Source organism: Streptomyces sp. NPDC002676, from assembly GCF_053592455.1.
Window position 1 is genome coordinate 43,600 of record NZ_JBSFVT010000015.1, and the last position, 18,666, is coordinate 62,265.

18 protein-coding genes are annotated in these 18,666 nt (G+C 71.3%); 2 read left to right on the top strand and 16 right to left on the bottom strand.

Translation table 11 applies throughout. The features are described from left to right. Positions 1-76 precede the first annotated feature (76 nt). Complete coding sequence (locus ACWD3E_RS31525) at positions 77-862, top strand: alpha/beta fold hydrolase (protein WP_451390945.1); 786 nt, start codon at positions 77-79, stop codon at positions 860-862. A 3-nt stretch (positions 863-865) separates the two neighbouring features. Here the strand turns inward: ACWD3E_RS31525 and ACWD3E_RS31530 are convergent, their stop codons facing one another. Then, positions 866-1,795, bottom strand: a complete 930-nt coding sequence (locus tag ACWD3E_RS31530; protein WP_451390946.1) for a glutaminase — start codon at positions 1,793-1,795, stop codon at positions 866-868. A gap of 280 nt (positions 1,796-2,075) precedes the next feature. On the opposite strand from ACWD3E_RS31530, the gene ACWD3E_RS31535 reads away from it, so the two are divergent. Further along, positions 2,076-3,686 carry a right-handed parallel beta-helix repeat-containing protein gene (locus tag ACWD3E_RS31535; RefSeq protein ID WP_451390947.1) on the top strand — a complete coding sequence of 537 codons (1,611 nt, stop codon included), beginning with the start codon at positions 2,076-2,078 and terminating at the stop codon, positions 3,684-3,686. On the opposite strand, the gene ACWD3E_RS31540 is transcribed toward ACWD3E_RS31535, so the two are convergent. The 15 genes from ACWD3E_RS31540 to ACWD3E_RS31610 all read right to left on the bottom strand — a co-directional run bounded on the left by ACWD3E_RS31540 (position 3,620) and on the right by ACWD3E_RS31610 (position 18,530). After that, the gene (locus tag ACWD3E_RS31540; protein WP_451390948.1) at positions 3,620-5,047 is read right to left on the bottom strand and encodes a UDP-glucose dehydrogenase family protein; all 1,428 of its coding nucleotides are present in this window, start codon (positions 5,045-5,047) and stop codon (positions 3,620-3,622) included. The genes ACWD3E_RS31535 and ACWD3E_RS31540 overlap by 67 nt on opposite strands. A gap of 39 nt (positions 5,048-5,086) precedes the next feature. Beyond that, complete coding sequence (gene galE, locus ACWD3E_RS31545; RefSeq protein WP_451390949.1) at positions 5,087-6,106, bottom strand: UDP-glucose 4-epimerase GalE; 1,020 nt, start codon at positions 6,104-6,106, stop codon at positions 5,087-5,089. A 56-nt stretch (positions 6,107-6,162) separates the two neighbouring features. Then, positions 6,163-8,025 carry a glycosyltransferase gene (locus ACWD3E_RS31550; RefSeq protein WP_451390950.1) on the bottom strand — a complete coding sequence of 621 codons (1,863 nt, stop codon included), beginning with the start codon at positions 8,023-8,025 and terminating at the stop codon, positions 6,163-6,165. Then, positions 8,022-9,050 carry a UDP-glucuronic acid decarboxylase family protein gene (locus ACWD3E_RS31555; protein WP_451390951.1) on the bottom strand — a complete coding sequence of 343 codons (1,029 nt, stop codon included), beginning with the start codon at positions 9,048-9,050 and terminating at the stop codon, positions 8,022-8,024. Before ACWD3E_RS31555 ends, ACWD3E_RS31550 begins: the two co-directional genes overlap by 4 nt. A 302-nt stretch (positions 9,051-9,352) precedes the next feature. After that, on the bottom strand, positions 9,353-10,765 hold the full coding sequence (gene aspA, locus ACWD3E_RS31560) for an aspartate ammonia-lyase (RefSeq protein ID WP_451390952.1): 1,413 nt from the start codon (positions 10,763-10,765) through the stop codon (positions 9,353-9,355). Positions 10,766-10,821: 56 nt separating this feature from the next. Next, positions 10,822-11,838, bottom strand: coding sequence for an asparaginase (locus ACWD3E_RS31565; protein WP_451390953.1), 1,017 nt, complete (start codon positions 11,836-11,838; stop codon positions 10,822-10,824). 32 nt (positions 11,839-11,870) lie between these two features. After that, positions 11,871-13,313 carry an amino acid permease gene (locus ACWD3E_RS31570; protein WP_451390954.1) on the bottom strand — a complete coding sequence of 481 codons (1,443 nt, stop codon included), beginning with the start codon at positions 13,311-13,313 and terminating at the stop codon, positions 11,871-11,873. Then, the gene (locus tag ACWD3E_RS31575; RefSeq protein ID WP_451391068.1) at positions 13,310-13,987 is read right to left on the bottom strand and encodes a FadR/GntR family transcriptional regulator; all 678 of its coding nucleotides are present in this window, start codon (positions 13,985-13,987) and stop codon (positions 13,310-13,312) included. The genes ACWD3E_RS31570 and ACWD3E_RS31575 overlap by 4 nt, the downstream gene beginning before the upstream one ends. Before the next feature lie 183 nt (positions 13,988-14,170). Then, a complete protein-coding gene (locus ACWD3E_RS31580; RefSeq protein WP_451390955.1) occupies positions 14,171-15,007 on the bottom strand; it encodes an undecaprenyl-diphosphate phosphatase in 837 nt (278 codons plus the stop codon). An 84-nt stretch (positions 15,008-15,091) separates the two neighbouring features. Beyond that, on the bottom strand, positions 15,092-15,466 hold the full coding sequence (gene crcB / locus ACWD3E_RS31585; protein WP_451390956.1) for a fluoride efflux transporter CrcB: 375 nt from the start codon (positions 15,464-15,466) through the stop codon (positions 15,092-15,094). Further along, positions 15,463-15,843, bottom strand: coding sequence for a DUF190 domain-containing protein (locus ACWD3E_RS31590; protein WP_451390957.1), 381 nt, complete (start codon positions 15,841-15,843; stop codon positions 15,463-15,465). Before ACWD3E_RS31590 ends, crcB (ACWD3E_RS31585) begins: the two co-directional genes overlap by 4 nt. Further along, positions 15,840-16,301, bottom strand: coding sequence for a fluoride efflux transporter CrcB (crcB, locus tag ACWD3E_RS31595; RefSeq protein WP_451390958.1), 462 nt, complete (start codon positions 16,299-16,301; stop codon positions 15,840-15,842). The genes ACWD3E_RS31590 and crcB (ACWD3E_RS31595) overlap by 4 nt, the downstream gene beginning before the upstream one ends. 159 nt (positions 16,302-16,460) lie before the next feature. Further along, entirely contained in the window at positions 16,461-16,745 is a 285-nt protein-coding gene (locus tag ACWD3E_RS31600) for an ArsR family transcriptional regulator (protein ID WP_451390959.1), read from the bottom strand. Positions 16,746-16,983: 238 nt separating this feature from the next. Beyond that, a complete protein-coding gene (locus ACWD3E_RS31605; protein ID WP_451390960.1) occupies positions 16,984-17,664 on the bottom strand; it encodes a response regulator in 681 nt (226 codons plus the stop codon). Then, complete coding sequence (locus tag ACWD3E_RS31610; RefSeq protein ID WP_451390961.1) at positions 17,661-18,530, bottom strand: sensor histidine kinase; 870 nt, start codon at positions 18,528-18,530, stop codon at positions 17,661-17,663. The genes ACWD3E_RS31605 and ACWD3E_RS31610 overlap by 4 nt, the downstream gene beginning before the upstream one ends. Positions 18,531-18,666: the final 136 nt, after the last annotated feature.

Consider the following 18,666-nt stretch of genomic DNA (forward strand, 5'->3'; position numbering starts at 1 on the left):
CCGGCATGTGAGGAGCGATGAATTCTCCGCAGCCGGGAAGTCACCACTGCACCGAATGCCGACGGAAACGGACGTGATGACAGTGGCGAACAGTTCCTCCTCCTCCAAGACCGGGGACTACGTGAAGCTCGACGGCCTGGAGATGTACTACGAGGTGCACGGCGAGACCAACGACCGCCGGCCCCTCGTACTGCTGCACGGGGGCGTGTGCACCATCGACCTGACCTTCGGTGCCGTGCTGCCCGCCCTGGCCGCCGCACGCCAGGTGGTCGCCCCCGAACTGCAGGGCCACGGGCACACCGCGGACATCGACCGGGAGATGTCGGTGCCGGCGCTGGCCTCGGACGTGGTGGCGCTGCTGGACGCCCTGGGCATCGGGCAGGCCGACCTCCTCGGCTTCAGCCTGGGCGGACTCACCGCGCTGGAGGTGGCCGTACGGCATCCGGAGCGGGTCGGCCGGCTGGTCCTGGCCGCGGCCCACTACCACCAGGACGGGTACCACGAGGAGGTCCGCAAGCCGGACTTCGGCTCACCGCGGCTGCCGAGCGAGGCGGACTTCCAGGAGATGACCGAGGCCTACACGGCCGTCGCACCGCATCCCGAGCGCTTCCAGGACCTCCTCGCCAAGTGCGGGGCCGCCGCGCACGCCCCGCTGCCCTGGACCGACGGCGACCTGCGCGGGCTGCGGGCGCCCACGCTGCTGGTCATCGGTGACACGGACTTCGTACGCATCGAGCACGCGGCCGAGATGCGGCGCCTGATCCCGGACGCCCGGCTGGCGGTGCTGCCCGGCACTACGCACATGTCGCTGATGCGCCGTACGGCTCCGCTGCTCCCGCTGCTCGACGAGTTCCTGGACTGAGGCTCAGAACACCGACAGCCCGGTGAGCGTCGTGAACCGGTCCAGGGCGGCCACCCCGGCCACCGAGTTGCCCCGCTCGTCCAGCCCCGGGCTCCACACGCACAGCGTGCAGCGTCCCGGTACGACCGCGATGATGCCGCCGCCGACCCCGCTCTTGCCGGGCAGGCCCACCCGGTAGGCGAAGTCACCGGCCGCGTCGTACGTCCCGCAGGTCAGCATGACCGCGTTGACCTGCTTGGCCTGGCTGCGGGTGAGGAGCCGGGAGCCGTCGGCGCGGATGCCGTGCCGGGCCAGGAAGCCGGTGGCGAGGGCGAGGTCGGCGCAGGAGGCGGTGACGGAGCACTGCCGGAAGTACTGGTCGAGCAGGACCGGCACATCGTTGTCGATGTTGCCGTAGGACGCCATGAAATGGGCGAGGGCGGCGTTGCGGTCGCCGTGCGCGGTCTCGGAGGCGGCGACCTCGTCGTCGAAGTCGAGGGCGGGGTTGCTGCTCTCGGCGCGCAGGAAGGCGAGGAGTTCCCCGGCCGCGTCTCCGGTACGGGTCTGCAGGCGGTCGGTGACGACGAGCGCGCCCGCGTTGATGAAGGGATTGCGCGGGATGCCGTTCTCGTACTCCAGCTGCACCAGGGAGTTGAACGGGTTACCGGAGGGCTCGCGGCCCACGTGCTCCCAGAGTTCGTCGCCCTCGCGGGCCAGGTCCAGGGCTAGCGTGAAGACCTTGGTGATGGACTGCGCCGAGAACGGCTCCCGCCAGTCCCCGACCCCGTACACCGTGCCGTCCAGTTCGGCGACGGCCATGCCGAAACGGCGGGGATCGCAGGCCGCGAGGGCCGGGATGTAGTCGGCGGAGCGGCCTCGGCCCGGGGTGTGTTCGATCTCCGCCATGATGCGATCAAGAATCGGTTGGAACTGCGAGGACATGATCGTCATCATGCCGCACTCCTGACCGGGGAGCGCCTCCGGGTCGCTGTGCGCCTGCGTTCGCGCAGCGGGAGGAGGCCAATCAGGCATGTCTTGGCGCGCACTCCGCGTGCTGGCCCGCCGTTCAAGGTTCCGCGCGTCAGGGTGAGTTCCGCGGTCTCCGCGGACCGGAGCCCGTTCGATCAGCTCGTTCGACCACCGAGAGACAGGAGCGATCTTGCGTCGGCGGAACGTTTACAGGGGCACTGTGCTGGGCCTGTGCGGGGCGGTCTCACTGCTGGCGGGGTGCGGCATGCCCACTCCCTATGTTCCCGTGCTGGAGAACCCGCGGGGAGGTCGTACGTTCTATCTCAGTCCGGACGGTGACGACACGGACGACGGCCGGACTGAGCAGACCGCCTGGCACACGCTGCGGCGCGCCGACGCCGTACGGCTGAAGCCGGGCGACCGTCTCCTGCTCAGGGGCGGCGCACGGTTCGCGGGCACCCTGAGCATCGGCCAGGGTGATGCGGGCAACGCCCGCAGGCCCGTCGTGATCGAGTCCTACGGCACCGGGCGTGCGGCGATCGCGGCCGTCGGCACCCGCGGCATCGAGGTGCACAACACGAGCGGGATCGTCATCCGCAACCTGATCCTCACCGGGAACGTCAAGGCCTTCCGGAAGCAGGACGGCATCTCCCTCGTCAGCGACCTGCCCGGCCGGCGCAAACTCCCGTACATCCGGGTCACGGGCGTCGACGTATCGGGCTTCCGCAACGGGATCCGGATGCGCGGGGGCGCCGGAGGATCCGGCTTCCGGGACGTGGTGATCCGCGACTGCGCAGTGCACAACAACCAGGACGCGGGTGTCGTGACGGACGGTCCTGGCTTCGACGCCGCCGCTCCCGTCTACGCGCACGAGGACGTGACGGTCTCGAAGGTGATGGCGTTCCGGAACGACGGCGACCCGCAGGCGGCCGACCGCAACACCGGCAGCGGCATCGTCCTCGGCAGCGTACGCCGTGGCGTGGTGGAGGACTCGAACGCGCATGGCAACGGGAGGTTCTCCTCTGCCAGGGCCGTGGAGGGCCCGGAGGGCATCTGGACGTACGACGCGACGCGGATCGTGTTCCAGCGCAACATCGCCTACGACAACCACACCGGCTCCAAGGTGGACGGCGGCGGGTTCGGGCTGGACAACAACGTGTCCCACTCGCTGGTTCAGTACAACCTGTCCTACGACAACGACGGTGCGGGCTTCCTCGCCTACTCCGCCGTCCCGAACCACGCCCACACGGACAACGTGATCCGTTACAACATCAGCCGGGACAACGCCCGCAAGCTCGAGGACTACGGCGGCATCGTGGCACTCGGGTCGTGGGTGTCGAACCTCGCGATCTACCAGAACACGGTGCTGGCCACGGCACACGGTTCCGTACGGGCACCCGCGCTTCGGCTCGAGCCCAATCTCGGTGCCGTCTCCGTGCGCAACAACGTGTTCGTCACCGGCGGTCCCCCGCTGGTGGAGGCGGACGGCCACTTCAACACCTCGGAGGTGGTGATGCAAGGCAACGACTATCACGGCCTCAAGGGCTGGACCCTGCAGTGGGGCGACGGCCGGTACACCGACCTGGCCACCTGGCGGCAGGCGTCGGGCCAGGAGCTGCTCGGCCCTCGGGCCACCGGGACCAGCGCCGACCCGTGCCTGACCGAGCTCCCGGTGTCCGCGAGCGGTCCCGGCGTGCACGGCACCGGCAGCGGCGCGACGCGGGGCGCACTGGTGGCCCAGTGCGCCCGAGCGCTGTCGGGTGCCGCCGTGCGACTGAGCACGGTGGGCATCGACCCGGGGCCGGTGGACTACTTCGGCACGCGGCTGACCGGCTCCCCGGGGACCGGAGCCGTGCAGGTGCCGCCGAAGGCCTGAGGGATCGTCACCCGCAGGGCGTCACCCGCGCCCGGCTGCGGCACGTGTACGGGTCGTCCCAGGGCTCGGACGTGCCAGCCGGCCGCGTGCCAGGCCGCCTGGTCCAGGGCGTTGCGCGCGTCCAGCATCCGCGGCGTGCGGACCACCCGGGCCAGCAGCGCCGGGTCGAGTTCGCGGTAATCGCGCCACTCGGTGAGGTGCAGCACCACCTCCGCGTCCCGGCACGCCTCCATGACGTCCGTCTGATACGAGGGGCCGGGCAGGGCGGCCTGCGCGTTGTCGACGCCCTCCGGGTCGTGCACGCGGACCTCGGCGCCCTGCCCGACGATCTCCGCGGTGACGGCCAGCGCCGGCGAGTCCCGCACGTCGTCGCTGTCCGGTTTGAAGGTGGCGCCCAGCACCGCGACGCGCCGCCCGGCGAACGAGCCGCCGAGGAGGTGACGGGCGAGCTCGACCGTGCGGGTGCGCTGCCGGTCGTTGATCCGGTCGACCTCGCGCAGGAACGACACCGCCTCCGAGACCTGCAGTTCCTCGGCGCGGGCGAGGAAGGCGCGGATGTCCTTGGGCAGGCAGCCACCGCCGAAGCCGAGGCCGGCGGAGAGGAAGCGGCGCCCGATGCGGTCGTCGTGGCCGAGGGCGTCGGCGAGCGTCACGACGTCGGCGCCCGAGGCATCACAGACCTCCGCCATGGCGTTGATGAACGAGATCTTCGTCGCCAGGAAGGAGTTCGAGGCGACCTTCACCAGTTCCGCGGTGGCCGGGTCGGTGCTGACACAGGGGACGCCGGCCCGCAGCATCGGCTCGTACACCTCGCGCAGCAGCCGGTCGCCGTGGGGTGCGGTGGCCCCGACCACCAGCCGGTCGGGGTGCAGGGTGTCCTGGACGGCGAAGCCCTCGCGCAGGAACTCCGGGTTCCAGGCGATCTGGGCCTCGACGCCGGGCCGGACCCTCGCTGCCACCCTGCGGCTGAGGGAGCGGGTGGTGCCCACCGGCACGGTCGACTTGCCGACGATCAGAGTGTCGCGGGTGAGGAGGGGCGCCAGCCCGTCGACGACCGCCTCGACGTGGCTCAGGTCGGCGGCGAGCGATCCGGGGCGCTGCGGTGTGCCGACGCACACGAAGTGCAGGTCGGCAAAGTCCGCGGCCTCCTGGAGGGAGGTGGTGAAGCGCAGCCGCCCGGCCTCGGTGTTCCGGGCGAGGATCTCCGGCAGGCCGGGTTCGAAGAAGGGCACCCGGCCGGCCGCGAGGGCCTCGATCTTGCGGGCGTCGGTGTCGACGCCGAGGACGTCGTGTCCGATCTCCGCCATGCACGCGGCGTGCACGGCTCCTAGGTACCCCGTACCGATGACGGTCAACCGCATGGGCATTCTCCTGTCTTGGGTTCGCCGACGCGCGGCGGGTCAGCGGGCGTAGCCGCGGGGGTTGAGTTCCTGGAACCGCCAGGCGTCGCGGCACATGTCGGTCAGGTCACGCGTGGTGGTCCAGCCCCAGGCGGCGGCCACCGCGCTCGCGTCGGCGACGAGGGCGGCGACGTCGCCCGGCCTGCGGCCGGCCACCTGGTACGGCACCGGGTGGCCGCTCGCCTCCCGGAAGGCGGCCACCAGTTCGAGCACGGAGGTCCCCGTGCCGGTGCCGAGGTTGAACACCCGCATGCCCGTGTCGTCGTCGAGGTGTCCCAGGGCGACGCGGTGGCCCTCGGCGACGTCCATGACGTGGATGTAGTCGCGCACTCCGGTGCCGTCGGGCGTGGGGTAGTCGTCTCCGAAGACGCTCAGTTGTTCCCGGCGGCCGACGGCGACCTGTGCGACGTACGGCATCAGGTTGTTGGGGACCCCCCGCGGGTCCTCGCCGAGCAGACCGCCCGGGTGGGCGCCGACCGGGTTGAAGTAGCGCAGGGCGAGCACCTTCAGCTCCGGGACGTGGGCGCACACGTCCTTCAGGATCTGCTCGCACATCAGCTTGGTGCGGGCGTACGGGTTCGTGGGCGCCACCGGGCTCCGCTCGGTCAGCGGTACGGTCCGTGCGTCGCCGTAGACGGAGCACGACGAGGAGAACACCAGCCGGTGGACCTCGTGTTCGTGCATGACCGAGAGCAGGGCGCAGGTGCCGCCGACGTTCGCGTCGTAGTACTCGACCGGCAGGGCGACCGACTCCCCGACGGCCTTGTGGGCGGCGAAGTGGATGACCGCGTCCACGTGGTGGGCGGCGAACACCTCGGAGAGCGCCTGCCGGTCGCGCACGTCGACCTGGTAGGCGACGAGCGGCCGTCCCGCCGTCTTCGCGATGCGGTCCAGGGCCTCGGGAGAGCTGTTGACGTGGTTGTCCACGACGACGACCTCATAGCCGTGGTCGAGCAGTTCGACGCAGGTGTGACTGCCGATGAAACCGGCGCCGCCGGTCACCAGAACCGTTTCGGGCATGGGGAGACCTCGTTTCGTCGAAGAGCGTGGCTGTCCCGGCGGCGGGCGGGTCGGGGTCAGCCCGCGGTGAACCCGCGCAGGTACAGGGGGAACAGGAGCAGCGCCCAGCCCAGCGGAAGCAGCGCCACGCATCCCGCGGTCAGCGGCAGGGCGACGGTGGACAGGGCCTGGCGCACGCGGACGCCCGAGGACCGGGCGGTCTCCCGGGCGTGCAGGGCGCTCACCGCGAGCGTCACCGTCCCGTAGGAGAGGGAGCCCAGCAGGCACAGGAACACATAGCCGACCGCGGGCCCGGTCAGCTCCCCGATGACGGCCGCGCCGGACAGGATGACGGTGATCAGGAGGTAGGGCAGCACCAGCCGCAGCGGCAGCGGTTCCAGGCCGCCCCGGTTCTTGGGCGTCACCTTGAAGACGATCTTCTTCGGCCGCAGCCGCTGCACCACCGCCGCTGCCACTCCCCACGCCACGTACGGCCAGCGGGTCAGCCCGAACAGCCAGCCCTCCCAGCTCAGCAGCGGCGCGTGGACGGGCCGCAGCAGTCTGCGGCTGCGCAGCAGCAGGGTGAGCAGGATCAGGAAGGACGACATGGACCAGAAGTGCAGCAGGAACGCGGCGTAGTCGACGTTGATCCACGGGATGCCCGTGACCGCGGCGATGGGCGGCAGCAGCAGGCCGCCCGTGGTGGTCAGGGCGAGCAGCGGATAGTACGAGAGGGCGAAGGCGAACCGCAGCCGCAGCCGGCCGGGCATGCGCCGCAGGTGCTTGGGGACCATGCCGAACAGCATCACCATCAGGCTCCGCGACCACTGGAACTCCTGGGTCACCATAGCGCCGAAGGTGAGGGGCCCGTCGCCGTGCGCCTCGGCATCGATGGCGAACGCTCCTTGCCAGCCTGCCGAGTTGAGAAGGAAGGTGGTCGAGAAGTCCTCGGCCAGCTCGGGGCCGAGCCCGCCGATGTCGCGCAGGGCGTCGGTGCGTACGGCGTAGTGGGAGCCGATGCACAGCGGTGCCAGGCCGTCGGTGTGGCCCAGTTGCATCGGCCCGTGGAAGGCGGCCTCGCGGTGCAGCCGTCCGCGGGCCGCCCACGAGGTGCGGGCGTTGGCGTCGCAGACGCTGGGGGCGGCGACATAGCCGACGGCGGGGTCGGCGAACGGCCGGACCATTTCCCGCAGATAGCCGGCGTGCGGCACGTGGTCGACGTCGAGCTGGGCCACCACGTCGTACTCCCGGTAGCCCCAGTGGTCGTAGAAGTGGGCGAGGTTGCCCTCCTTGCACCGGGTGCGCCGGGGCCAGGAGTCCCGGTGGTAGGCGGCGACGCCGCGGCGGCAGGACACGCGTACGCCGCTCGCCGCACACCAGTCGAGGATCTCCTGGTCCGGGTCCTCGTCGCACAGCCACACGTCGTACGGGTGCGGGAAGTTCTGGCGCAGCATCGCGCTCAGGGTGGTACGGGCGACGTCCCAGGGCTCGGAGGGAGCCCGGGTGACCACGAACGCCGTACGCAGCCGGGGCACTTCGACGGCGGGGTCGAGGGTGCGCAGCCGCAGCACCACCGCGATGAAGCACATCGGGAGCAGGGACAGGTACAGCAGCAGCGCGCTGTTCACCGCGAACCCGGCCCAGCCGACCCGGTGTTCGGGACGCAGCCACCACTGCCAGAACCACACGAGGGCGCCCAGCCAGCACAGCGAGAGCAGCCCCACCCGCACCCGGTCCGCCCGGCACAGGCGGGGGATCCAGGCCCCGGCCGCCGGCCGGAGGGAGCGGGGCGGGCGGCCGAACACGGGGCCGTCGGGCGGGGTGTCGACGACATTGCCCGCCGAGAGGGTCAGCAGATGGGTGCGCAACGCCTCCTCGGGGTCCTGCCGTTGTGCGGCGAGGCGGGTCGAGGTGTCGGGGCCGAGCTCCGTCTGGGTCACGAGGCCGTGGGGGTCGCACCGACCAGGCGTGGCTCCGCGGCGGCCACCCCGTCCTGCTGCCCGCCCCGGATCGCCACGAGCGCGGCGGCGATGTCGCTGGGCCGCTCCGCGAACCACCGCACGGTACGGCGCAGGCCCTCCTCGATGCCCACCTCGGGCACCCAGCCCAGGCGCTCCGAGGCCCGCGCGATCACCGGCCGGCGGCGGGTGGGGTCGTCGACGGGCAGCGGATGGAACTGGACCTCGGCCCGGGAACCCGTCAGGTCGAGTACGAGTTCCGCCAGTTCGAGCACCGTCAGTTCGACGGGATTTCCGAGGTTCACCGGTCCGGGCTCGTCATGGTCCAGCATGGCGACGATTCCGCGCACCAGGTCGTCGACATAGCAGAAGCTGCGCGTCTGCTTTCCGTCTCCGTAGACGGTCAGGGGTTCCCCGGCGAGGGCCTGGACCACGAAACTGGAGACGACCCGTCCGTCGTGCGGGCGCATGCGCGGACCATAGGTGTTGAAGATGCGGACGATTCCCGTATTCGTCCCGCGGTGGCTGCGATAGGCCTGGGTCAGCGCCTCGGCGAAACGCTTCGCCTCGTCGTAGACGCTGCGCGGTCCGATGGGATTCACGTGCCCCCAGTACGACTCGTCCTGGGGGTGCACCTCGGGGTCGCCGTACACCTCGCTGGTCGAGGCGAGGACGAAGCGGGCGTCGTGGTGTGTGGCCAGCCGGAGCGCGTTCTCCGTGCCGCGGCTGCCCACGGCCAGCGTCTCCAGCGGGCGCCGCAGGTAGTCGGGGGGCGAGGCCGGCGAGGCGAGGTGGGCCACCGCGTCCACGGTGCCCCGTACGTCGATCGACCGGCTGACGTCCGCACGGACGAGTTCGAAAGCCGGGTTCCCGAGAAAGGCGGCGATGTTCGCGGGGTCGCCGGTCGAGAAATCGTCGAGGCAGACGACTTCGTCGCCACGCCGCAGCAGCGCTGCACAGAGATGCGACCCGAGAAAACCACCGCCACCTGTCACGGCCACACGCATGAATTCTCCTGGTTTCACCGAGAAATTCCGGCGCCCGGGCCGGGCACCGGGCACATACGGACCGTTTGCCAGGACGGGCGACGGCCTTTACCGAGGCCGCGAATTCAGCTTATGAGCGTTAGTAGCACTTTCCGGAGAGCGGCGAGTCGGACTGAGCCGATCGGCCGGTCCCCCCTGTGGGGGACGGCCGTCGGACGCCCCGCCGCACCTGCGCCGCGCGGGGCGCGAAGACACCCGGCATGGGTCATCCCTGAGTGTGACGGCACCCGCGTGTCCGGTCCGGTCTCCGGCGGCCCGCCGGATCAGATCGCCGGCATCGCGCGGCTGCCCGCGAGCACCTCCGGCCGGAGCAGGGCCTCCAGCCGCTCGGCCGGCAGCAGACCCTTCTCCAGCACGAGTTCGGCGACGCCGCGGCCGGTGACCAGGGCCTCCTTGGCGATGTCGGTCGCGGCCGTGTACCCGATGTGCGGGTTGAGTGCGGTGACCAGGCCGATGGAGTTCTCCACGGTCGCGCGCAGCCGCTCGGTGTTGGCGGTGATGCCGTCCACGCAGCGCTCGGCCAGCGTGACGCAGGCGCGCTCCAGGTGGGTGATGGACTCCGACAGGGAGTGCAGGATGATCGGCTCGAAGGCGTTGAGCTGGAGCTGGCCGGCCTCGGCGGCCATGGTGATGGCGACGTCGTTGCCGATCACCTCGAAGGCGACCTGGTTGACGACCTCGGGGATCACCGGGTTGACCTTGCCGGGCATGATGGACGAACCGGCCTGCACGGGCGGCAGGTTGATCTCGCCGAGCCCCGCGCGCGGGCCGGAGGACAGCAGGCGCAGGTCGTTGCAGCTCTTGGAGAGCTTGACCGCGATCCGCTTGAGCACGCCGGACATCTGCACGAAGGCACCGCAGTCCTGGGTGGCCTCGACCAGGTTGGCCGCGGTGACCAGGGGCAGTCCGGTGATGCCGGCGAGGTGCCGGCGGGCCGCCTCGGCGTATCCGCCGGGGGCGTTGAGGCCCGTGCCGATCGCCGTGGCGCCGAGGTTGATCTCGTGGATCAGCTCGACGGCCTCGGCGAGACGGCTGCGGTCCTCCTCGATCATGACGGCGTAGGCGGAGAACTCCTGGCCGAGGGTCATCGGCACGGCGTCCTGCAGCTGGGTACGGCCCATCTTGAGCACGTCACGGAACTCGAGGGCCTTGCGGGCGAAGGCGTCCTGGAGGACGGCCATCGCCTTGAGCAGGCCGCGCACCGCGAAGACCGTCGCGATCTTGACGGCGGTGGGGTACACGTCGTTCGTGGACTGCCCGAGGTTGACGTCCTCATTGGGGTGCAGGAACCCGTACTCGCCCTTGGCGTGGCCCAGCAGCTCCAACGCCCGGTTCGCCACGACCTCGTTGGCGTTCATGTTGGTGGAGGTGCCCGCGCCGCCCTGGATGACGTCCACGACGAACTGGTCGTGCAGCTTGCCGGCGCGGATCTCCCGGCAGGCGGCGACGACGGCCGCCGCCTTTTCCGGTGCCAGCAGGCCGAGTTCCTCGTTGGCGAGGGCGGCGGCCTCCTTGACGGCGGCCAGGGCGTCGATCAGGTGCGGGTAGGCGGAGATCGGGGTGCCCGTGATGGGGAAGTTCTCCGTCGCGCGCAGGGTGTGGATGCCCCAGTACGCGTCGGCGGGTACGTCTCGGTCGCCGAGCAGGTCGTGTTCGCTACGGATGGGCGCAGTCATGCGGGTGCGGCCTCTTTCTGAGGTGCGGAAGTACGAGGGTGGGGGTCGGGTCTGGCTCAGGCGCAGGCGGTCAGCGGGACCGGGTCCAGGGCGCGCACCGGGCGCACGCACCCCACCGGCTCCCCGCCGCCGAGCAGCGGCTCGCCCGCGAACGCGTCGAGCAGCTCCGGGTCGACGCCCGCGCGGGCCAGGGCTGCCGCGGCGACCGGGATACGGGCCCGGTTCGCGCCGTCGGCGATCTTGACGGCGATGGCGCGGCCGTCGGGCAGCGCGGCCACCTGGACCCCCTCGAAGCCGTCCTTGGCGAGGAGGCCGGGCACGGTCCGCATGAGCGCGGCGACGTCCCTGGTGGCGCCTGAGGCCATCTCGGCGTGCTCGCGCATGGCGTCGGCGACGCGTGCCTCGTGGGTGCCGGGCGCCGCCGTGGTGATGCGGGCGACGGCGCGGGCGAGACCGTGCAAGGAGATGGCGAACAGCGGGGCGCCGCAGCCGTCCACGGTGACGTGGGCCACGCGCTGGCCGGTGAGGTCCTCGACGGCCGCGGCGACGGCCTGCTGGAGCGGGTGGGCCGGGTCCAGGTAGTCCGCCAGGGACCAGCCGTTGAGCTTGGCCGTCCACAGCATCGCCGCGTGCTTGCCGGAGCAGTTCTGGGCGAGCCGGTCGGCCGGCCGGCCCTCGCGCACCCAGGTGTCCCGGACGGCCGGGTCGTAGGGCAGGTCGGGGACGTTGCGCAGGTCGTCCTCGGTGAGGCCGGCGAGGGCGAGGATGCGCCGGGCGCCGGCGAGGTGGCGTTCCTCGCCGGAGTGGCTGGCGGCGGCCAGCGACAGCAGTTCCCCCTCGAGCGGCAGCCCGGCCCGCAGCATGGCCACGGCCTGGACGGGCTTGAGGGCGGAGCGCGGGTAGAACGCGGCCTCGATGTCGCCGAGCTGGAACTGGACCTGGCCGTCGGCGCCGAGGACGACGACGGAGCCGTAGTGGATGCCCTCGACGACACCGCCGCGTATGAGGTGGGCGACGGGGGCGTGGAGGGGCTCACGGACGACGGGTGCGTCCGCGGGGGAACTGCTGTACATCACTGCCTCTTGTCAGGAGAGCGCTGCGCGGGTTACGCGCCTGCTCGGGTGGTGGAGTTGCGCGCGGCGCGCCCGCGGACGGCGTACCAGCCCGCGACCAGAGCTGCGACGATCAGCGGCAGGCACAGCACGGTGGTGCGTCCCGCGCCGCCGTCGGCGTACATGAGGACCAGGACCGAGGCGAGGAACGCCAGCGTCACCAGTTCGGTCCAGGGGGAACCGGGCAGCCGGTAGGAGGGCCGGGCCAGTTCGCCCTTCTGGGTCTTCCGCCAGAAGAGCAGGTGACAGATCATGATCATGCCCCAGGTGGCGAGGATGCCGATCGCCGCGAAGTTCAGGACGATCTCGAAGGCGTCCGCCGGGACGACGTAGTTCAGGCCGACGCCGAGCACACAGATACCACTGGTGAGCAGGATTCCGCCGTACGGGACCTGGCTGCGGCTCATCCGGGCGGTGAACTTCGGCGCCGAGCCACTGACCGCCATGGAGCGCAGGATGCGGCCGGTGGAGTACAGGCCGGAGTTGAGCGAGGACATGGCCGCGGTGAGCACGACCAGGTTCATCACGTCGCCGGCCGCGGGGACGCCGATGTGGGACAGCACGGTCACGAAGGGGCTCTCGCCGGCGGTGTACCGGTTCCAGGGCAGCAGCATCGACAGCAGGACGACCGAACCGACGTAGAACACGCCCACGCGCCACATGATCGAGTTGATCGCCTTCGGCATGATCTTCTCGGGGTTCTCCGTCTCACCGGCGGCGACGCCGACCAGCTCGACGGAGGCATAGGCGAAGACGACGCCCTGGATGATGAGCAGCATGGGCATCAGACCGTTCGGGAAGACGCCGCCGTTGTCGGTGATCAGGGACGGGCCGGGGTGGTGGCCGGCGACCGGGTGCTGGGTGACCAGCAGGAAGATGCCGATGCACATGAAGATCACCAGAGCGCTGACCTTCACGATGGCGAACCAGAACTCCAGTTCGCCGAACATCTTCACCGAGATCAGGTTCACGGCGAGGACCACGGCCAGGGCTATGAAGGCGATCACCCACTGCGGGATGTCGGAGAACATGCCCCAGTAGTGGGTGTAGGTGGCCACCGCCGTGATGTCGGCGATGCCGGTGGTGGCCCAGTTGAGGAAGTACATCCAGCCCGCGGTGTACGCGCCCTTCTCGCCGAGGAACTCACGGGCGTACGACACGAAGGCGCCGGAGGACGGGCGGTACAGGACGAGTTCGCCGAGGGCGCGTACGACCAGGAAGGCGAAGACGCCGCAGACGGCGTAAGCGACGAACAGGGAGGGTCCGGCGTCGGCCAGCCGGCCGCCGGCGCCGAGGAAGAGGCCGGTGCCGATGGCACCGCCGATGGCGATCATGTTGACGTGCCGGGACTTCAGCGACTTGCTGTAGCCGGCGTCTCCGGCGTCGACATGGCCGGACGAAGGGCGCGTCTCGTCTTTGAGGTGCTGTTCGCTCACGCCTCGGGTCTGCCTTCCGTAGGGAGATCAGTGCGCGTGGGACGCACGATGTCGGTGAGGGTCGTCTCGACGCGGTCGAGGTGGTGGCTCATGGCCTCGACGGCGTCGCGCTCGGAACCGTCGGTCAGCGCCTCGACGATGGCCCGGTGCTCGCGGTTGGACTGCTCGCGGCGACCGCCCAGCTCGTTGAGGAAGGCCGACTGACGCGCCAGTGCGTCGCGGATCTCCTCGATGACCCGGCGGAAGACCGGGTTCTGGGCGGCCTCGGCCACGGCCAGGTGGAAGAGGGTGTCCATCGCGACCCACGCGGTGGTGTCCGTCTCCCGCTCCATGCGGTCGAGGAGGTGGGCGAGGTGGTCGAGGTTCTCCGGGGTGCGGCGCAGGGCCGCGTACCCGGCGACCGGGATCTCGATGTGCCGGCGCACCTCGAGCAGGTCGCTGGCCGCGTAGTCGCCGAAGGTGGGGTCCTCGACCGTGTTCGCGACGACGAAGGTGCCCTTGCCGGTCCGGGAGACCGTCAGGCCCATCGTCTGCAGCGCGCGCAGCGCCTCCCGCAGGACGGGCCGGGACACCTCGAGGGTGCGGCACAGCTCGGCCTCGGAGGGGAGCTTGTCGCCGATGGCGTACTCGCCGCGTTCTATGGCGCCGCGGAGGTGGCCCAGGACTGCTTCCATCGCGCTCACGCGCCGCGGACTCCGACCACCTGTCTGGCTGTCTGACAGGTTCACGGGAGCGATCCTGCGGGTTACGGAACCGGGCTGTCAAGGCATGGCGTAAGAAAACATTCACGGGGTGCGGCACCTGAATGCAGGCATCCGCACCCCGTGGGTGGGCCGGGTCTTCTCCGAGGGGGCTGCTCAGCTGTTGAGCGTGTCCGTGGCGAGCAGGCCCAGCAGGACCACGCCGACGGCGATCCGGTAGAGGACGAAGGCGTTGAAGGAGTGCTTGGCGACGAACTTCAGCAGCCAGGCGATGGAGGCGTACGCCACCACGAAGGAGACGACGGTGCCGACGACCAGCGGGGCGGCGCCCACGCCCGCACCGAGGGCGTCCTTCAGCTCGTAGATGCCGGCGCCGGTCAGGGCCGGGATGCCGAGGAAGAAGGAGAGGCGGGTGGCGGCGACGCGGTCCAGGTCCAGGACCAGGGCCGTGGACATGGTGGCGCCGGAGCGGGAGAAGCCGGGGAAGAGCAGCGCGAGGATCTGCGAGCAGCCGACCAGCATCGCGTCCTTGAAGGACGTGTCGTCCTCGCCGCGCTTGTGCCGGCCCATCTGGTCGGCCGCCCACATCACGGCCGAGCCGACGATCAGCGACGCCGCGACCACCCACAGGGAGGCGAGCGGGCCCTCGATCAGCGGCTTCGCCGCGAGCCCCACGACGACGATGGGAATGGTGGCGTAGATGACCCACCACGCGAACTTGTAGTCGTGGTGGTAGCGCTCCTCGCGGTCGGTCAGGCCGCGGAACCAGGCGGAGACGATCCGCTTGATGTCCTTGAAGAAATAGACCAGCACGGCGGCGATCGCGCCGACCTGGATGACGGCCGAGAACCCGACGACGGACTTGTCGTCGACGGGGATGTCCATGAGCCCCTCGGTGATCTTGAGGTGGCCGGTGGAGGACACCGGGAGGAACTCGGTCACCCCCTCGACGACTCCGAGGACGACGGCTTGACCGACGGAGATGGCGCTCATGGGATCCAGTTCTGGGAAGGGTTGGTCGACACTGCTGTAGACAGTCTTACTATGCCCGGCCGTAGGGCAAAGCCCCTGGGCCCGCTAGGCCCACAGGGCCCCGGCGAGCGAGACGCCGGCGAAGGCCGCTGCGAGCCCCGCCACCACACTCGCGACGACGTTGAGGGCAGCGTAGAGGCCCGCACCGGCCTCGGTCAGCCTCAGGGTCTCGTAGGAGAAGGTCGAGTACGTCGTCAGCGCGCCGCACAGGCCGGTGCCGAGCAGGAGCTGCAGATGCGGACCCGCGGCGCCCGCGGAGACGGCGCCGGTGAGCGTGCCGAGGATCAGGCAGCCGGTGATGTTCACCGCGAACGTACCCCAGGGGAAGACCGAGTCGTGCCGGGCCTGGACCGCGCGGTCGGTGAGATAGCGCAGGGGTGCCCCGACCACGGCCCCGAGGACGACCAACAGCCAGTTCACGACGGCTTCTCACCCTTCGGATCCGCTGCGTCCGCATGCGCGGTGCGGCCGACGTACCGGACGACCTCGCACTCGTCGAGGGTCACGAGGCCCTCGCCGACCAGTTCGTCCAGCTGCGGCAGGAAGGCCCGGACGCGCTCCTCGGCGTCCACGACGACGACCGCGACGGGCAGGTCCTCGCTCAGGGACAGCAGGCGGGAGGTGTGGATGCGGGAGGAGGCGCCGAAGCCCTCGACGCCCCGGAAGACGCTGGCCCCGGCGAGCCCGGCGGCATGCGCGCGGTGCACGATCTCGGAGTAGAGGGGCTTGTGGTGCCAGGTGTCGTCCTCGCCGATGTACACGGTGAGCCGCAGGGCCCGGCCGGTGAGTGAGGTCATCGCTGCCTCCGGGTGAGCAGGAGGCGGGTGGCGGCGGAGGCCAGCCACACCGCCGCGAGCGCCGCGAGCAGGGTCGCGGCGAGATAGGCGAGCGCCGTGCGGGGACGGCCGGCGTCGACGAGCTTCTGGATGTCGACGGCGTAGGTGGAGAAGGTGGTGAAGCCGCCGAGCACGCCGGTGCCGAAGAACGGGCGCACGAGCCGGTGGGCGGCCCACACGTCGGTGATCAGCACCATGAACACGCCGATCACGGCGCAGCCGATGACATTCGTCAGGAACGTCGCCCAGGGGAAGGTGCCGGCCGGCGTGGGCCAGGCGAGGCCCAGTGCGTAGCGGGCCGTGGCGCCGAGCGCGCCGCCGACGGCGACCACCGCGACGACGGGGGCCTGGGTGCGCCACTCGGACCGCCGCGTCGGTGCGGGGCGGACGCGGATGCTCTCGGCTTCCGGGGCTGTCATGCTCGTACGTCTCCTGTTCGACCCTGACCCGAAAGATGATCGACGGGTGATCACGGCCGGGCACCAGGGTACCGCCGTGTCACGGCGGCCTCGCAGGCGACGGCAGCCCCGCGGAATCCCGCGCAGTGGCTTTGCGGAAGACGGCGCGGCGGCGGTCCTTCACCAGCCCTTCTCGAACTTCCGGGCCACATCGGCGATGCGGATCTCGTCGCGCCGGTAGTAGGTGCGGCATCGGATCCGCCGGGTGCGCAGCAGCCCGAGGCGGGTGAGGAAGTCGAGGTGGGCGAGAGCGGTCCGGCGGGGGACGCCGAGCTTGGCGGCCACGGCCCGCGCGGTGACTCCGGTGGCCGCCGGGTCGCGGCGCCGGGCCGGGAAGTGGGCCGCCGGGTCCTTGAGCCACTCCAGGATGGCCCGTCGCATGCGGCCCGAGGGAGTCCCCATCATCCGTCTCGCCTCCGCCCCCGCCCGCTCTTATGCCGCGATCTGCCTGGTTCTGACCGCTTCCCTCTGGGCTTGTTCCCACTTTGGCGCGGGCGACGCCGTCCCGTACGGGACTCGGCTTCCGTTGTCCGGTACCGCACGGCAGGACGACGGGAAGGGCCCGGCCGCGGTGATCCTGCCGACGGAGCCGGCGCGCCGCGGGTCGACGTGAGAGGCGTCTGCTCGGCCGCGTCGGGGCTGGTCACCGTTCACCCGGTCTGACCAGTCCCGTCTCGTAGGCGAGAACGACCGCCTGGGCGCGGTCGCGCAGGCCGAGCTTGGCGAAGATGCGGGCCACGTGCGACTTGACCGTGGCCTCGCTGAGGGTCAGCTCGGTGGCCAGTTCCGTGTTGGACAGGCCGCGCCCCAGCAGGGCCAGCACCTCGCGTTCACGAGGCGTGAGGGCGGTCAGGTCGGGGTGCGGTGCCGGGCTGCGCTCGGGCTCGGCCGCGTACCGCTCCACCAGGCGCCGGGTGATCGACGGGGCGAGCAGGGCGTCGCCGGTGCCGACCAGACGTACGGCCGCCGCGAGATGCTCGGGGGTGACGTCCTTGAGCAGGAAGCCGCTGGCCCCGAGCGAGAGCGCGGTGTACACGTACCGGTCCAGGTCGAAGGTGGTCAGCATCAGGACCCGGCAGCCGGGCGTCTGTTCCAGGATGTGCCGGGTGGCTTCCAGGCCGTCCATGGCCGGCATCCGGATGTCCATCAGCACGACGTCCGGTTCCAGTTCCCGGGCCGCCGCGACCGCTTCGGCGCCGTCGGCCGCCTCGCCCACGACCTCGATGCCCCGGGCGGTGAGGATCAGCCGGAAGCCGGTGCGGATGAGCGTCTGGTCGTCGGCTATGAGCACGCGGGGCGCCCGCTCGGGCGCGTCCGCCGTCACGGTCGGTCCAGGGGTATCCGGGCCCGGACGCGGTAGCCGCCGCCGAGTCTGCGGCGGGCGTCCAGGTCTCCGCCGTAGACCGCGACCCGCTCGCGCAGGCCGAGCAGTCCGCGGCCGGTGCCCTGGGCGGGCGGTCTCGGCGCGGCCGGCGCGGCCACCTGCGCGGTGCCGGTCAGCACGCTGGCGCCGCTGTTGAGGACCTCGACGCGCAGGGCGTGGTCGGCGTAGCGCACGGTCACCTCCGCCTTGCCGCCGTCGCCGTGCCGGAGCGCATTGGTCAGGGCCTCCTGGATGATGCGGTACGCGGTCACGTCGATGCCCTGCGGCAGCGGGCGCGGCTCCCCCGAGATGCGGACCTCGACGGGCAGCCCGGCGAACGATATCCGGTCCACGAGCGGGCCGAGCCGGTCGAGGCCAGGCTGCGGGGCGAGGTCCGGGCCGCGCGGGTCCGCGGCCGGGCCCGGATCCGTGTCCCCATCCGTGTCCTCGCCGTTCTGCGCGGGCGCCAGCAGGCCCAGCAGATGTCTGAGGTCGGTCATCGCGCCCCGCCCGGCGTCCTCGACGGCCCGCAGGGCGGTCGAGGCCTCGTCGGGCATGGTGCCGAGCACCTCGCGCGCGGCGCTCGCCTGCACGACCATGAGGCTGACGTTGTGGCTGACGATGTCGTGCAACTCGCGGGCGATCCGGTCGCGTTCGGCCGCGATCGCGGCCTCGCCGGCGCTCTCCCGCTCCCGCTCCAGCAGCCAGCCCCGTTCCCCCACCGCCGCCTGCCAGCGGCGCCGGGTGCGCACCAGCGCCACCGTCAGCACCACGACGGCCGCGTACGCCACGGCGAGCGCTGCCGCCAACAACTCGTACTCCCCCATGGCCTCACTCTCGCAGACGCCACTGACATCCGCATCGACCTGGGGATTCAGTCCTCTGCATCCCCAGGATGAGGCCGGGCCGCGGTTGCCATCCGAGGGCGGATGCCGGGGGCCGGGGGCCGGGCCTAACTTCATG

What these genes read in the sequence shown, in the direction of transcription:
- ACWD3E_RS31525 (WP_451390945.1), top strand. Translation starts at nt 77, where the DNA reads ATGACAGTGGCGAACAGTTCCTCCTCCTCCAAGACCGGGGACTACGTG.
- ACWD3E_RS31530 (WP_451390946.1), bottom strand. Translation starts at nt 1,795, where the DNA reads ATGATGACGATCATGTCCTCGCAGTTCCAACCGATTCTTGATCGCATC.
- ACWD3E_RS31535 (WP_451390947.1), top strand. Translation starts at nt 2,076, where the DNA reads ATGCCCACTCCCTATGTTCCCGTGCTGGAGAACCCGCGGGGAGGTCGT.
- ACWD3E_RS31540 (WP_451390948.1), bottom strand. Translation starts at nt 5,047, where the DNA reads ATGCGGTTGACCGTCATCGGTACGGGGTACCTAGGAGCCGTGCACGCC.
- galE (WP_451390949.1), bottom strand. Translation starts at nt 6,106, where the DNA reads ATGCCCGAAACGGTTCTGGTGACCGGCGGCGCCGGTTTCATCGGCAGT.
- ACWD3E_RS31555 (WP_451390951.1), bottom strand. Translation starts at nt 9,050, where the DNA reads ATGCGTGTGGCCGTGACAGGTGGCGGTGGTTTTCTCGGGTCGCATCTC.
- aspA (WP_451390952.1), bottom strand. Translation starts at nt 10,765, where the DNA reads ATGACTGCGCCCATCCGTAGCGAACACGACCTGCTCGGCGACCGAGAC.
- ACWD3E_RS31565 (WP_451390953.1), bottom strand. Translation starts at nt 11,838, where the DNA reads ATGTACAGCAGTTCCCCCGCGGACGCACCCGTCGTCCGTGAGCCCCTC.
- ACWD3E_RS31575 (WP_451391068.1), bottom strand. Translation starts at nt 13,987, where the DNA reads ATGGAAGCAGTCCTGGGCCACCTCCGCGGCGCCATAGAACGCGGCGAG.
- ACWD3E_RS31580 (WP_451390955.1), bottom strand. Translation starts at nt 15,007, where the DNA reads ATGAGCGCCATCTCCGTCGGTCAAGCCGTCGTCCTCGGAGTCGTCGAG.
- ACWD3E_RS31590 (WP_451390957.1), bottom strand. Translation starts at nt 15,843, where the DNA reads ATGACCTCACTCACCGGCCGGGCCCTGCGGCTCACCGTGTACATCGGC.
- crcB (WP_451390958.1), bottom strand. Translation starts at nt 16,301, where the DNA reads ATGACAGCCCCGGAAGCCGAGAGCATCCGCGTCCGCCCCGCACCGACG.
- ACWD3E_RS31600 (WP_451390959.1), bottom strand. Translation starts at nt 16,745, where the DNA reads ATGATGGGGACTCCCTCGGGCCGCATGCGACGGGCCATCCTGGAGTGG.
- ACWD3E_RS31610 (WP_451390961.1), bottom strand. Translation starts at nt 18,530, where the DNA reads ATGGGGGAGTACGAGTTGTTGGCGGCAGCGCTCGCCGTGGCGTACGCG.